Below are 13,716 nucleotides of genomic sequence, written 5' to 3' on the forward strand. Positions count from 1 at the left end.
TACGGCGCGGCTCTCGTGCCCGGCGCCGCTCGTCGGGCCAGGGGCCGGCCGGTGCCGCTCATCGGGTCACGGGTCGGCCGGGGCAGGGTGATGCCCTAGGGGTGAAACAGCTCCTCGAGGGAGGCGTCGGCTCGCTCTCCGCCGCGTACGGCTTCGACGACGGCCTGGTGGAAGGTGCGGCTGGCCTCTTCGGAATCGCACGGGACGGGGCTGCCGGCCATGGTGTACCAGTCCGACGCCCCGGTGTACTGCACAGCTACATGGGCCAGGTTCTCCGACCAGGTCGTGTGAATGGTCAGGTCACCGTTGATCACGCCGATCTCCGCGGTGTGAACCGCGCCGGGTAGGGCGTGTATCCCCACGGTGGTCCAAGATGCCCAGGTCATGATGGTCCCCTCGGCGGCAAGGGCCCCGGCCGGCGGCCGGGCGCGGTGACTCAAGTTTGGCACTTGCCGTGCGGCAGCGCACCGCATGCGGTGCCACGGATTCCGCCTGAGGTGCGGAGGCCGGGCCGGGCCTGGAAACCGGCAAGCTATTTGAAGGAAGAACTTGAAAGGTGTGGGCCCGGTGCCGGAGTGTCCGGCCGGGGCCAAGGGGGCGGACCGGGAGGGTCTGTGGGGAAGCTCAGTCGATGACCGTATGGAAGAAGGTGACGGCGGCACCGAAGGCGGCGCCGCCGACGAGGGTGGCGGAGGCCGGGGTGCCGCCGTTGAAGAAGGTGAGCACCCCGGCGCCGATAGCGGTGAGGGCGCCGAGGAGGAAAATGACGGCGGCGCGCTGACTCAGCAGGGTTGATCTGTTGTCGGACACATCAACTCCGATCTGCGCGGGAGCGAAGGGTCGCTCGGTGCGGATGCTGATGCTCTGACTGATCATCTCATCTCCTCTCCGGAATTTTCGGCAGCACACGACGGAATTCCCCAACGGATGGAGAAAAGCCGCGATGTGGCGGCGGCTGCGGAGTGATGACGGGGGGTTATGCGCCCTCTCGCTGCCGGGTGACGGCGAGCACCGCCATATCGTCGTCGCGCGGGCCGCCGGTCCAGTGCTCGACGTCCCGCACCAAGCGGTCGATCACATCCTGTGGCCCCCGGAACGGGCCGTGGCCCGCCAGCTGTGCCGCGGGATCGTAGAACCGGCCGGCGGCGTCGCGGGCCTCCGTCACGCCATCGGTGATCAGCAGCAGGGTGCTGCCCGCCGGGAACGGCTCGTCGGCCGGGAGGGTCCGTTCCACTCCCAGCGTGCCCATCCCCAGCGGCAGCCCCGGATCGCCGGACTCCAGGACGCGTACCTCGCCGTCGTCGCAGAGGTAGGGCGCGGGGTGGCCGCAGTTCAGCATCCGCAGGCCCGCGGCCCCCGGCAGCACCTCGCAGAGCAGGGCCGTGATGAAGCCCTCCAGCCGGTCCTCCTCGGAGGTGTTCTCGCTCTCCCGGAGCAGGGCGCGCTCCATCCGGTCGGCCAGCGTGGCGAGGTCCGGCTCCTCCTCGGCGGCCTCGCGGAACGCGCCCAGCAGCACCGATACCGCGCTCACCGCGCCCAGCCCCTTGCCGCGCACATCGGCGATCAGCAGCCGGACGCCGAACGGGGTCCGCTGGACGGCATAGGCGTCGCCGCCGATCCGGGCCTCGCTCTGGGCGGCCTGGTAGCGGGCGGCGATGGCCAGCGGGCCGATGCGTTCCGGCGGTGCGGGCAGCACGGCACGCTGGGCGGCCTCCGCCACCGAACGCACCACGTCCAGATGGCGTCCGTGGCGGGCGATCACCCGATTGACGCCGACCCCCATGAGCGCGGCGAAGAGGGTGTTGATGAGCTCCAGATAGCCCACGCTGTCGCCGGCGGTGCCGTCCTTCACCGTCAGCGCGAAGACGCCGCCGACGATGGCGGCGCCGATGGCGAGGGTGTGCCGCAGGGAGAGCAGCGCACCGGCCATCACACTGGCCGCCGTCAGCATCGGGTCGCCCCAGTAGTCGGCCGGCGAGAACGCGTCCCAGACGAGCCCTCCGGCGACCAGGACGCTCGGAGCGAACTCGACGTATCGGGGCCATCGGGGGGTGAGAGTGGGCATAGGCATTCCTGACCAGCTGTCCGTGTCGGCTAGCAGGAATATGCCTGCTTTTGCCTGTTTTATACCGGGGGTGCGGTGGGCGGCACGCGCTGTCGCGGACGGTCCGTGGGCCACCTGCGGTACGCCGCCCGCTGTCACCCCTTCGTCGCGAGCCGGGCGCAGGCGCGGACATCGGCGTCCGGGGCGTCCGCCACCGTGGCCAGTGCCTCGCGGGCGTCCGTGCCGATCACCTCCTCGTGCGGCGGCCGCCCGGCACCCCGGACGTAGCCACCCCGGCCCCCGGGGCACCTCCGTCCGGCTCAGCGAATACGGCCCTCCGGCGCCCGTGTCGCCGGGCCGTCCCCGTCGGCCGCCGGATAGCGTCGAAGACCGCCACAGCGCCGCCCCGCCGCCCGGCCACCACGGCGCGGCCCCGCCCCGGTGCCCGGGTGACCGACGAGGAGGTGGGCCGTGACCACGTGGCCGGCCGTACTGTTCGCACTGCTCGCGGCGGCCAGCAATGCGCTGGCCACGGTCCTCCAGCGGCGGGCCGCCCGTACGGTCCCGCTCTCTGCCGGACTGCGCCTGGGGCTGCTGGTCGATCTGCTGCACCGGGCCGTCTGGCTCGGCGGGATGCTCGCGGTCGTCGCCGCGGCCTGCTTCCAGGCGCTGGCACTGTCCCAGGGGGCGCTGTCCGTGGTGCAGCCGCTCTTCGTCCTCGAACTGCCCCTCGCCCTGCTCTTCGGACGGGTCCTCCTCGGGGGACGGATCCCCCGCTCCGGCTGGGTCGGGGTGGGGCTGCTCGTCGTCGGTCTGGGCTCCGCCCTCGCCGCCGCCGCGCCCACCATCGGCACCGCCCACGCCCCCTTCGACCGCTGGGTGCCCGCGCTGGCGGTCTGCGCCGCGGTGATCGTCACCGCGGTCGGTGCCGCGCTCCGGCGCGGGGCGGGCGGTGTACGTGCCGCCTGCTTCGCCGGGGCGACCGCGGTCGGGTACGCCCTCACGGCGGCCATGCTGAAGGACGCCACACATGCCTGGCAGACCGGCGGCCCCGCCGCGTTCTTCAGCACCTGGCAGACCTATGGCTTCGCGCTGACCGGCGTGCTGGCCATCTTCCTGCTGGAGAACGCCATGCAGTCGGGCCCGCTGACCGCCTCGCAGCCGGTCCTCACGCTCGGCGATGCGCTGGTGAGCCTGTCGCTGGGCGTGACCCTCTACGACGAACGGGTACGGACCGGCTGGTGGCTGCTGCCCGAGGCGGTGGGCGTCGCGCTGGTCCTGTGGGGCGCCGTGCTGCTCTCCCGCGTCGCGCTGGCCCGGGACCTGACAGGTGCTCAGGACGAGGCGCCGGCAGTCGTCCACGAGGGGACGGAGCCCGGGGCGGCGGACACCTGAGCGCTGCGGGGAACTGAGCGCTGGGGGACCCGAGCGCTGCGGGGCCCGGGCGGCGGGGCCCGGCGGACACCTGAGTGCCGCGCCGCCCGGACCTTCCGGGCCCCGCCGGGCCCGGAAGCCGCGTCACAGCATGACGTGCTTGACCTGTGTGTAGTCCAGCAGGCCGGCGAGGGACAGATCGCTGCCGTAACCGGAGTGCTTGACCCCGCCGTGCGGCATCTCCGACACCGTGGTGCCATGGGTGTTCACCCAGACGATCCCGGTGTGCAGGGCGCGGGTGGCCCGCATGGCCCGCGCGTGGTCGTGGGTCCACACGCTCGCGGCCAGCCCGAACCGCACCCCGTTCGCCAGCCGGAGGGCCTCGGCCTCGTCGGTGAAGGGCTGCACCGTGACGACCGGGCCGAAGATCTCCTCCTGCACGATCTCGTCGTCCTGGCGCACCCCGGCCACGACCGTGGGGGAGTGGAACCAGCCCGGCCGCGCCGGTCTCGTCCCTCCCGTCACCACCTCGGCGTGGTCCGGCAGACGGCTCAACAAGGCATGTACGGAGCCCAGTTGGGCCGCGCTGTTGAGCGGGCCGTAGTCGGCGGCCGGGTCGTCGGGCGGCCCGGTCCGCAGTGCCTGCGCCGCCGCCGCGAATGCGGCCACGAAGGCGTCGTAGCGGCGGTGGTGCACCAGAAAACGGGTGGGCGCGGTGCAGTCCTGGCCGGCGTTGTAGTACGCCACGGCCGCCAGCTCGGCCGCGGTGGCCTCGGCGTCCACGTCCTCATGGACGAGGACCGGCGCGTTGCCGCCCAGCTCCAGGTGCACCCGTTTCAGATCCGCCGCGGCGGTGGCGGCGATCTCCTGCCCGGCCCGGACGCTGCCGGTGACGGCGACGAGCCGGGGCACCGGATGCGCCGTCAGGGACCGCCCGGTGTCGCGGTCCCCGCAGACCACATTGAGCACCCCGGGCGGCAGCTGCTCCGCGGCGATCCGGGCGAGCAGCGAGGTGGAGGCGGGGGTGGTGTCGGCCGGCTTCAGGACGGTGGTGTTGCCCGCCGCGAGTGCCGGGGCGACCTTCCAGGCGGCCATCATCAGCGGGTAGTTCCAGGGCGTGATCTGGGCGCAGACCCCGACCGGTTCGCGGCGCAGCACCGAGGTGCGGCCCTCGGTGTACTCGGCGGCGGCCGCCCCCGGCAGATTGCGTGCCGCCCCCGCGAAATAGCGGAAGGTGTCGATGACCGCGGGCAGTTCCTCGGTCCGGAACTGCTCCGGCGGTTTGCCGGTGTCCCCGACCTCGGCGGCCACCAGGGCCTCGGCGTGCTCCTCGACCGCGTCGGCGATCCGCAGCAGCGCCCGCTGCCGCTCGGCGGGGGTGGTCAGCGACCAGCGGGCCAGCGCGGTCTGCGCGGCGGTGCAGGCCGCGTCGGTGTCCGAGGGGCCGGAGCGCGGGGCGCTGCGGTGCACCTCGCCGGTGGCGGGGTCGACCAGGTCCATCGTCGCGCCGGAGGCCGCCGGGCGGTCGGTCCCCGCGAGATGATTGCGTACCGGGACGGGGGTGGGGTCCTCAGCCATGGCGGAGCACCTCCCGCGCCGTCTCGCGGCCGGTGCGCACCGCGCCTTCCATGTAGCCGGCGACCCACTGGTCGGATCCGCAGACGTAGAAGGGCGGTTCGTGCGAGCCGTGCAGCGGACCGACCGCCATCACATCGCCGGGGTTCCACTGTGTGACGTACCCCTGGGTCCAGGGGTCGGTGCCCCACCACCGCAGATACGACGTGAACGGCTGGAACGCCTCCGCACCGTAGAGCCGGGCCACGTCCGAGAGCAGCTCGTGGTCCCGGACCGGGGCGGGCATGCCCAGCAGGACCCCGTAGCGCTCGGGCGGGATCAGCGCGGAGAGGATGCCCTCGCTCTGCGGCCAGGTGCTGCCGAGCACCCCTTCGCACTCGGAGAGCCCGTTGAGGTCCAGGCTGCGCCAGAACGGCTTGTCGTAGGCCGCGGCGAACTTGGCCGCGACGGCCTGCCGTTGGCGGTGCAGCGAGGCGAGCCGGGCCTCGGAGACGCCGGTCAGCGTGACCGAGCGGAGCGGGCCGACCGGCAGGGCGCTGACCACGGCGTCCGCGGTCAGACTCTCCCCGCCGGCCAGCCGCACCCGGCAGCCTCCCGGCCGCACTGCCACCTCTTCGACGGCCGCTTCGAGCCGGATGCGCCGGCCGAGCTCGGTAGCCATCCGCAGCGCCACCGTCGCCGAGCCCTCGGCCACCCGCAGGCCCTCCCAGTCCTCATAGGCGTACGGGTCGTCACCGGGGACCGCGGCGTGTTTGCGCAGTGCGGCGAGCAGCGAGGTGCGCTCGTAGGAGCCGCTGGCCAGGGCGAGTTGGCCGATCTCCCAGAGCCGTACGACGGCCGGGCTCGCCCCTTCGCCGCGCAGCCAGGCACCGACCGACAGGCGGTCGAGGGTCGCGGCATGCGGATGGGACCACGGGTCGTCGGGGTCCACGGTCCGTGCCAGCGCGACGAAGGCGTCGGTGACCTTCCGGTGGCCGGCCTCGTCACCCGGGCCGAACCAGTGCGGCGGGTCGCCGGCCGAGACCCCTTCCGCGGTGGCCCGCGCCATCCGGCCGGGCTCGGCGACATAGCTGGGAATGAGGGTCAGACCGAGTTCCGCGGCCAGCGCGAGGTAGGCGGTGTGGGCCCGGCCGACCACCTCTCCGCCGAGCTGGACCAGCCGGCCGTCGGGCAGCACGGCCTGCTCGACGCGCCCGCCGACCCGGTCGCGCGCTTCGAGGACGAGCACATCGGCGCCGGCCGCGCTCAGGTCCCGCGCCGCGGCGAGCCCGGCGAGCCCGGCACCGAGCACGATGACATCGTGGTTCATGGGGGAGTTCCTTTGCTGTCGGCGGGCGGCTGGGGCGGGTACACCAGGGCCCGGTCGGAGATCGGTGCCGGAGCGGACACGACGACCTAGTCCAGGACCAGGCAGTGCTCCGGCTTCCAGCCGATCTCCACGCTCTCGCCGCCGCACCAGCGGTCCTCCATGCGCGAGCGGTCGGTGTTCTGCTCCAGTACGGACACCGTGACGCCGGGGGCGAGTTCGATCAGATAGGTGGTGGTGGGGCCGGAGTAGACGGTCTCCCGCACCACGCCCTGCACCAGCGCCATGCCCGGTTCGAAGTCGGAGAGCCAGATCTTCTCGGGCCGGATCGACAGGCTGACGCTGCTGCCGTCGGTGACGCCGTTGCGGTCGCCGACCGGCAGCGCCGGGCCGCAGTCGAGGACGACCCGCCCGTCGCGGTAGGTGCCGGGGACCAGGTTGGAGGTCCCCATGAAGGACGCCACGAAGCGGCTCGCGGGGCGTTCGTAGACATCCTCCGGCGTTCCGCACTGCTCCACGTGGCCCTCGTTCATCACCGCCACCCGGTCCGACATGGTCAGCGCCTCGTCCTGGTCATGGGTGACGAAGACGAAGGTGATGCCGACCTCGCGCTGGATCTGCTTGAGTTCGACCTGCATCCGCCGCCGCAGCTTGAGGTCGAGCGCGGCCAGCGGCTCGTCCAGCAGCAGCACCTGGGGCCGGTTGACCAGGGCACGGGCCAGCGCCACCCGCTGCCGCTGACCGCCGGAGAGGGTACCGGGCTTGCGGTCGCCGAGACCGCCGAGCTGCACCCGGTCGAGCATGGCGCCGACCCGCTCGCGGATCTCGGCCCGGCCGACGCCCTTGCGCTTGAGTCCGAAGGCCACATTGTCGGCCACCGAGAGATGGTCGAAGAGGGCGTAGCTCTGGAAGACCGTATTGACGTTGCGCTTGTCCGGCGGGAGCGCGGTCACGTCCTCACCGCTGAGCAGGATGGTGCCCGCGGTGGGGTCGGTGAAGCCGCCGATCATCCGCAGTGAGGTGGTCTTGCCGCAGCCGGACGGGCCCAGCAGGGAGAAGAACTCGCCGGGTGCGATGTCCAGGGAGAGGTCCTGTACCGCGTAGGAACCGCCGTAGTTCTTGCTGATGTTGTCGAGCCGGACGGCGGGCGGGTCGACGGCCGGGGCCGCACCGGGGGAGGGGGCGTCGGAGGAGGTCATGGGTGTCACTTCCCGGAGAGCAGATCGAGGCCACCGCGGCGGCCGAACAGACGCGGGATGGCCAGGGCGAGCCCGATGAGGCCGATGGAACCGACGAGCATCAGCGTGCCGACCGCGTTGATGGTGGGCTGCACGCCGAACCGGATCGCCGAGTAGATGCGGACGGACAGCGGCTGCGGGTCCACGCCGGTGGTGAAGTAGGCCAGCACGAAGTCGTCGAAGACCAGGGCGAAGATGAGCACCGCCGAGGCCAGGATGCTGGGCAGCAGCGCGGGCAGGGTGACCAGCCGCAGGGCCTGCCAGCGGGTGGCCCCGAGGTCCATCGCCGCCTCCTCGACCTCCGGGTTGAGAGCGGCGATCCGCGAGCGCAGGATCACCGTCACATAGGAGATGGAGAAGGTGATCTCGGCGAGCATCACGGTGCCGGAGGAGAGGGTGATGTCCATGCCCTTGAAGAGCAGCATCGCGGCGACCCCGGTGACGATCTCCGGGGTGATCAGCGGGACCAGCATGATCAGACCGGCCAGCGAGCCGAGCCGGGTACGGCAGCGCACCAGCCCCAGGGCCAGTGCCACGCCCAGGATCACGGACCCCGCCATCGCCACCAGCGAGACCCGCAGGCTCATCCCGAGCGACTCGAGCAGCACGTTGTCGTGGAAGAAGGCGGAGTACCAGCGGAGGCTTACGCCCTTGAAGACGGTGAGCGACTTCTGGCCGTTGAAGGAGAAGAGGACGACCACCGCGATGGGGAGGTAGAGGAGGAGGAAGAAGAGGGTGGTGACCGTGAGGGCGAGCCGGGGCCGGCGGTCGGTGCCGCGGCGGTGCGGGGTGCGGAGCGTCATCGGGCGGCCTCCGCCTCGTCCTTGCGGGTGCGTCGCAGATAGCCGAGCATCCCGATGAAGAGCACCGCCATCATCAGCATGGTGAGGGCGGAGCCGAGCGGCCAGTTCTGGCCCTGGAAGAACTTGTCCTGGATCAGGTTGCCGATCATGATCTGGTCCGGCCCGCCCATCAATTGGGCGCTTACGAAGTCGCCCATGGCGGGCAGGAAGACCAGGACGGCGCCCGCGGCGGCACCCTGCCGGGTCGCCGGGAGGGTGACGTAGAAGAAGGTCCGCAGGGGCCCTCCGTACAGGTCGCGCCCCGCCTCGATCAGCGAGAGATCCATCCGCTCCAGTGCCGCGTACAGCGGGATGATCATGAAGACGATGAAGCCGTAGACGAGCCCGGCGATGACCCCGACCCCGCTCTGGAGGATCTTGGTGTGCGCATCGGCGAGGCCGACCGCGCGCAGCGCCTTCAGCACCGGGCCGCCGTCGGACAGCACCACCGACCAGCCGTACATCCGCACCAGGTAGTTGGCGAAGAACGGTACGACGATCGCGGCGATCAGCAGGTTCTTGAACCGCCCGCCGTGCAGGGCGATGGTGTAGGCGACCGGATAGGCCACGATGAGGCAGACGACGCAGGCGATCAGGGCGAACGCCAGCGAGCGCAGCAGCACGATGCGGTAGGCCGGGTCGGCCATCGCCGCGATGTTGTCGAAGTTGAACCCGAACCGCGGGTTGCCGAGGGGGTCGGTGGTGCCCAGGGCCAGGGTGGCCACCAGGATCAGGGAGGCGATGAGGAACCCGGTCATCCACAGGGTGCCGGGGAGCATGAGCCAGGTCCACAGCCGGGTGCCGGACGCGGAGCGCCCGCGTCGTTCCCGGAGTGCCCCGGAGGGGGTGCGTTGTGCCATGTCAGCCGGCTTTCACGTGGGTCCAGGCGGTATCGCGGGCCTGCTCGCCCTTCGAGGACGCATTGCGGAAGAAGAGGTCGGCCGTGAGCTCGTCGGGGGAGACCAGACACTGCGGGAACGGCTTCACGACCGAGGCGTAGACGTCCTCGCTGCCGCCGACCGGCATGGGATAGCCGATGTACTCGATGTTCTTGCGCACGTTCTCGGGTCTGAGCATGTAGTCGATGAAGAGCATCGCCGTCCCGGGATGGCGGGCGTTGACGGGGATCGCGTAGCAGTCCGAGTTGATCGGCGCGCCCTCCCGGGCGACCTCGAAGCCGAGTACGGACGGGTCCTTGGCCTGTCCGAGCATGGCGGCCATGTCACCGCTCCAGGCCTGGGTCATCACCGCGTTGCCGTTGAGCAGGTTGTTGTAGCTGTCGCTGGAGAAGCCGCGCAGCCGGGGCCGGAGGCTCTTCAGCGTGGCGGTGATACGGGCGAGATCGTGCGCGTCGGAGGTGTCGAGGTCCAGGCCGAGTTTGAGCGCGGCCATCCCGAGCACCTCGTCGCGGTCGTCGAGGACGAAGACCTTTCCCTTGGCGCGGGCGTTCCACAGATCGCCCCAGGATCCGGTCAGGTCGTCGCCGATCCGGTCCTTCCGCCAGCCGATGCCCGTCTTGTACATGGTGAACGGGACGGTGTGCGCGGAGCGGCGGTCGTACCAGGGGTCGGCGAAGTAGTGGTACCGGCCGAACACCGCGTCGGCGTGCGACAGCCGGGAGTGGTCGATCCGGCGCAGCCGCCCGCCGTCGGCCAGCCGCTGCGCCCACTTCGCGGTGGGGAAGATGATGTCGTAGCGGTTCCCGGCGTTGAGCTTGGCGGCCATGCCCTCCATCGAGTCGAAGTTGGACTGGATGACCTTGACGCCGTATTCCTTCTCGAATCCGTCGAAGACGGCCGGGGCGACGAAGTCCGCCCAGTTGAAATACACCAGGTCGCCGTCCACCTTGACGTCGATCGGCCGGTCCGGGTCTCCGAAGGCGTTGCGGCCCTCCGGCAGAAAGCCGCAGCCGGCCAGGCCGAGACCGAAGGCGGCGGCGACGCCCGAGCGCAGTACGGCGCGCCGGGACGGAGGCGGGGGTTCCTCGGGGGACATAAGGTCCTCTCCGTAGGGGATGAGCGCTGCTTCAGGGAGCGGTCAGGGATGCACGGAAGCCCTGTCCTCCGTGCGGGACCTTGTCAGCCGTGGCGCGGGGCGTCGCGCGCCGAGGGGGACGGCTCATGGCGCTGTCTTACCGGTGGTGTCAGCTCATCGCGCCACCGAGGTCGTCGCGTACCCGGTCGGCGAACCAGCCGACCGCGGCTTCCCGGCGGGACAGCGGGCCCGGCTCGAAGCCCGGTGTGCCGAGGCCCTTCTGCACCCGGGCCACCAATTCGGCGTCTTCGTCATTGGTGATCCAGCCGATGTGGATGTTGAGCCGGCGCGCGAGCCGGGTCCGTGCACTCGTCCCACGGCGCGTGTAGAAAGCGCCGGGCACGGCCACCCGGTCGACCGCCGTCGGTATGGCGGTCCAGGCAAGCACATGGTCGGGGTAGAAGTCGATGAGTGTGTTGGGGTAGATCACCGCGTACCGCCAGATCCGCCGGTCGGCCTCGGTCAGCCCCGGCATGGGGGAGGCGAGGCGCTGGTAGAGCCGCTCGGCCCAGTTCGAGGACGGTTTGTCGCGCAGCGGCGAGGCGAAGAGGACATAGGACTTGTCGATCTCGCTGGTGTAGCCCTGGTAGTCGAGCAGCCGCATCAGCCCGGGGTGGGCGACCGGTACGTGATAGCCCTCCAGGTAGTTGTCGACGGCGACCTTCCAGTTGGCCTCCTGTACTTCCGCACCGGCCAGATCGTGGATACGGCTGCGCCCGACCGGCACCAGATCGGTCCCGGCGTAGTGGCCGACCGCTTCCGCCAGCCCGGCGCACTGCTCCGCCAGCGGCACGGCATCCGGGTCGAGGTTGGCGAAGACGAAGCCGAGGAACGACTCGACCCGGACCGGGAAGAGGCCGAGCGCGGGCTTGTCCAGGCAGGGGATCTGCCGTGCTTCGGGCGCCCCGACCAGCCGTCCGTCGAGCTTGTACGTCCAGCCGTGATACGGGCAGCGGATGGCCTTGCCGGACGCCTCGGGGGCGTCGACCAGCCGGGTGCCGCGGTGCCGGCACACATTGAGGTGCCCGGCCAGGGTGCCGTCCTCGGTGCGGACGACCAGGACCTCGCGGTCGGCGACGGTGGCGGCGACCCGGGCGCCGGGGCCGGGGAGATCGGACTCATGGCACACCAGCTGCCAGGACTTGGCGAAGATGTGCCGCGTCTCGGCGGTGGCCGTGGCCGGGTCGGTGTAGTAGCGGGCGGGCAGTGCCTGCCCGGGGACATCCTGTTCCGTCTGTCCCGTCGGTGCCGTGGTGGCTTCGGGGTGCATCGGGTCACTCCTCCATGCCGCACGGGTGCTGGGTGCGGAGGCGGCTGGGCGTGGGGGAAAACGCCTCTGGGCCGGCGCACCGGATCCCGTGCTGACTAATTGGTCAGTCAGATTGCTGGCGGGTTTCAACGAAGTCAAGACTTGTGTCCTGACTAATTGATTAGTTAGCATAGTCCCATCGCTGCTCCGGCGCTCCGCCGCACGGATCCCGGAAGCGAGCGGGCGCCCCGCGCCCCGATCCGTCGGCCGAACCCCCGCAACGGCACCTCACCCCGGCACCGAGCCACGGCACCGCACCCAGCTGCCCTGACCCGAGTCGCGCCGGCACCCCACCCCTCTCCCCGGAGGCACGCATGAGCGGTCGTCGGAACCTGATCTGGCTCGGGCTCACACCCGAACCCGAACGGGAACTGCCCGCCACCGTCGCGGCCCTGCGTACCGCCGCGCCACGGATGACGGACGCCCCCGCGGCGGCGACCGAGGCCGAACGGCGCCGCGTCGAGCGGCTGATCCTGCACGGCACCCAGCACGGCTGGCTGCGCTACCTCGCCGAGGTGACCGGCCTGGTGACCGCGGTCGCCCGCCGTACCCGCCCCGGCGACCGCCGGGCCGCCCTCCGCGCGGCCGAGGTCGTGCTCGACCACCACCGCATGCTGATCGGCCTCCCCGGACCGGGCTACGACCGGACGGCCGCGGACCGCAGCGCCCTGGAACGCGCGGTGCGCACCCTGCGCACCACTCCACCGGACGGAGACCGAGGATGACCGGGATCGACTCCCTGATACCGCCGGGCACCCCCTCCGTGCTCGGCGCGGCACCGGACGTGACCGAGGACGCCAGGGCGTATGTGGCCGCCGGCGGCTACCGCACGGCGATCGGCGCGGCGGAGCTCCTCGACCGGATCGACGGCACCCTGCGCGGCCGGGGCGGCGCCGGCTACCCCACCGCCGCGAAGCTCCGCGCCGTCCGCGACGCCGGGCCCCGCCCCGTCGTCGTGGCGAACGGCGAGGAGGGCGAGCCCGGTTCCGTCAAGGACCGCTGGCTGCTGCGGGCCCGCCCGCATCTGGTCCTGGACGGGCTGGCACGGGCCGCGGAGATCACCGGCGCGGAACGCGGCTATGTCTATGTCTCCGACACCGCGGCGGGCGAGCGTATCCGCCGGGCACTCGCCGAACGGGCCCCGCGGCTGCCGTGCGACGTCGTCGACACCCCGCACACCTATGTCGCGGGGGAGGAGAGCGCCGTGGTCCGCCGGATCAACGGCGGCCCCGCCCTCCCCACCGCCAAACCGCCCCGCCCCTACCAACAGGGCGTAGGCGGCGCACCGACCCTCGTCGCCAACGTCGAGACGCTGGCCCGCATCGCGCTCATCGCCGCACAGCCGGACCACCGGCGGCGCACCGCCCGCGCCACCCTGGTCACCCTCGCGGGCGGTGGCGCCGAACCCCTGCTCGCCGAGGTGCCCTACGGCTGCACCCTGCGGACCCTGGCACGGGCCCAGGGCACCCCGGAGCCGGCCGGCGCCCTCATGGGCGGCCTCTTCGGCGGGCTGATCGGTCCCGCACACCTCGACCTCGCGCTGGACCCGGACACCCTCGCGGCCGCGGGTACGGCCCTCGGCTGCGGGGCGATCCGCTTCCTCGCCCCCGACGAGTGCCCGGTCTCCCTCGCCTCCGCCGCCGTCGCCCATCTCGCCGCCGAGAGCGCGCGGCAGTGCGGCATCTGCGTCGCGGGCACCGGCTCCGTCCGCGACGCCGTCGGCGCGCTGACGAACGGCACCGCCGACGCGGGACTCCTCACCCGGCTGGAGCGCTGGTCCACCGCCCTGCCCGGCCGCGGCGCCTGCGGACTGCTCGACGCCGCGGCGGGCACCGCCGGCAGCCTGCTGCGCGCCTTCCCCGACCTGGTCCGCGCCCACCTCGACGCCCCCTGCCCCGCCTGTGCCGCGCCCACCGACGCCGGCCGGCTCTCTGTGCCCGTCCCGCACGTCGCCCGCCGGACCGTGCCCCGCCCGCGCTCCGCCCCTCCCCGCT

Annotated in this window: 13 protein-coding genes; 3 read left to right on the plus strand and 10 right to left on the minus strand. The window is 72.2% G+C overall.

Annotated features, from left to right (window positions below):
- Positions 1–95: 95 nt before the first annotated feature.
- The 3 genes from AC3EUV_RS32075 to AC3EUV_RS32085 form a co-directional block, all read right to left on the minus strand.
- Complete coding sequence (locus tag AC3EUV_RS32075) at positions 96–386, minus strand: hypothetical protein (protein WP_432145790.1); 291 nt, start codon at positions 384–386, stop codon at positions 96–98.
- Between the two features lie 238 nt (positions 387–624).
- The gene (locus AC3EUV_RS32080; RefSeq protein WP_432145789.1) at positions 625–876 is read right to left on the minus strand and encodes a hypothetical protein; all 252 of its coding nucleotides are present in this window, start codon (positions 874–876) and stop codon (positions 625–627) included.
- A gap of 100 nt (positions 877–976) precedes the next feature.
- On the minus strand, positions 977–2,065 hold the full coding sequence (locus tag AC3EUV_RS32085; RefSeq protein WP_432145788.1) for a PP2C family protein-serine/threonine phosphatase: 1,089 nt from the start codon (positions 2,063–2,065) through the stop codon (positions 977–979).
- Between the two features lie 450 nt (positions 2,066–2,515).
- Between AC3EUV_RS32085 and AC3EUV_RS32090 the strand changes: the two genes are divergently transcribed.
- Positions 2,516–3,439 (plus strand): DMT family transporter, encoded by a 924-nt coding sequence (locus AC3EUV_RS32090; RefSeq protein WP_435604462.1) that lies wholly within the window; start codon positions 2,516–2,518, stop codon positions 3,437–3,439.
- Positions 3,440–3,562: 123 nt separating this feature from the next.
- On the opposite strand, the gene AC3EUV_RS32095 is transcribed toward AC3EUV_RS32090, so the two are convergent.
- The 7 genes from AC3EUV_RS32095 to AC3EUV_RS32125 all read right to left on the minus strand — a co-directional run bounded on the left by AC3EUV_RS32095 (position 3,563) and on the right by AC3EUV_RS32125 (position 11,683).
- The gene (locus AC3EUV_RS32095; protein WP_435604463.1) at positions 3,563–4,996 is read right to left on the minus strand and encodes an aminobutyraldehyde dehydrogenase; all 1,434 of its coding nucleotides are present in this window, start codon (positions 4,994–4,996) and stop codon (positions 3,563–3,565) included.
- Positions 4,989–6,302 carry a flavin monoamine oxidase family protein gene (locus tag AC3EUV_RS32100; protein WP_432145785.1) on the minus strand — a complete coding sequence of 438 codons (1,314 nt, stop codon included), beginning with the start codon at positions 6,300–6,302 and terminating at the stop codon, positions 4,989–4,991. Before AC3EUV_RS32100 ends, AC3EUV_RS32095 begins: the two co-directional genes overlap by 8 nt.
- Positions 6,303–6,388: 86 nt before the next feature.
- Positions 6,389–7,498 (minus strand): ABC transporter ATP-binding protein, encoded by a 1,110-nt coding sequence (locus AC3EUV_RS32105; RefSeq protein ID WP_432145784.1) that lies wholly within the window; start codon positions 7,496–7,498, stop codon positions 6,389–6,391.
- 5 nt (positions 7,499–7,503) lie between these two features.
- Positions 7,504–8,340: an ABC transporter permease gene (locus AC3EUV_RS32110; protein WP_432145783.1), complete on the minus strand. Its 837-nt coding sequence runs from the start codon at positions 8,338–8,340 to the stop codon at positions 7,504–7,506.
- The gene (locus AC3EUV_RS32115) at positions 8,337–9,239 is read right to left on the minus strand and encodes an ABC transporter permease (protein WP_432145782.1); all 903 of its coding nucleotides are present in this window, start codon (positions 9,237–9,239) and stop codon (positions 8,337–8,339) included. The genes AC3EUV_RS32110 and AC3EUV_RS32115 overlap by 4 nt, the downstream gene beginning before the upstream one ends.
- A gap of 1 nt (position 9,240) precedes the next feature.
- Positions 9,241–10,374 carry a polyamine ABC transporter substrate-binding protein gene (locus tag AC3EUV_RS32120; RefSeq protein WP_435604464.1) on the minus strand — a complete coding sequence of 378 codons (1,134 nt, stop codon included), beginning with the start codon at positions 10,372–10,374 and terminating at the stop codon, positions 9,241–9,243.
- Between the two features lie 148 nt (positions 10,375–10,522).
- Positions 10,523–11,683 carry an aromatic ring-hydroxylating oxygenase subunit alpha gene (locus AC3EUV_RS32125; protein WP_432145780.1) on the minus strand — a complete coding sequence of 387 codons (1,161 nt, stop codon included), beginning with the start codon at positions 11,681–11,683 and terminating at the stop codon, positions 10,523–10,525.
- 353 nt (positions 11,684–12,036) lie between these two features.
- On the opposite strand from AC3EUV_RS32125, the gene AC3EUV_RS32130 reads away from it, so the two are divergent.
- Together AC3EUV_RS32130 and AC3EUV_RS32135 are read left to right on the plus strand one after the other, a co-directional pair.
- Positions 12,037–12,447 (plus strand): hypothetical protein, encoded by a 411-nt coding sequence (locus AC3EUV_RS32130; RefSeq protein ID WP_432145779.1) that lies wholly within the window; start codon positions 12,037–12,039, stop codon positions 12,445–12,447.
- A partial coding sequence (locus AC3EUV_RS32135; RefSeq protein WP_435604465.1) for an NADH-ubiquinone oxidoreductase-F iron-sulfur binding region domain-containing protein occupies positions 12,444–13,716 on the plus strand: 1,273 nt, incomplete at its 3' end. The genes AC3EUV_RS32130 and AC3EUV_RS32135, both read left to right, overlap by 4 nt.

This window comes from Streptomyces sp. bgisy130 (assembly GCF_057708345.1).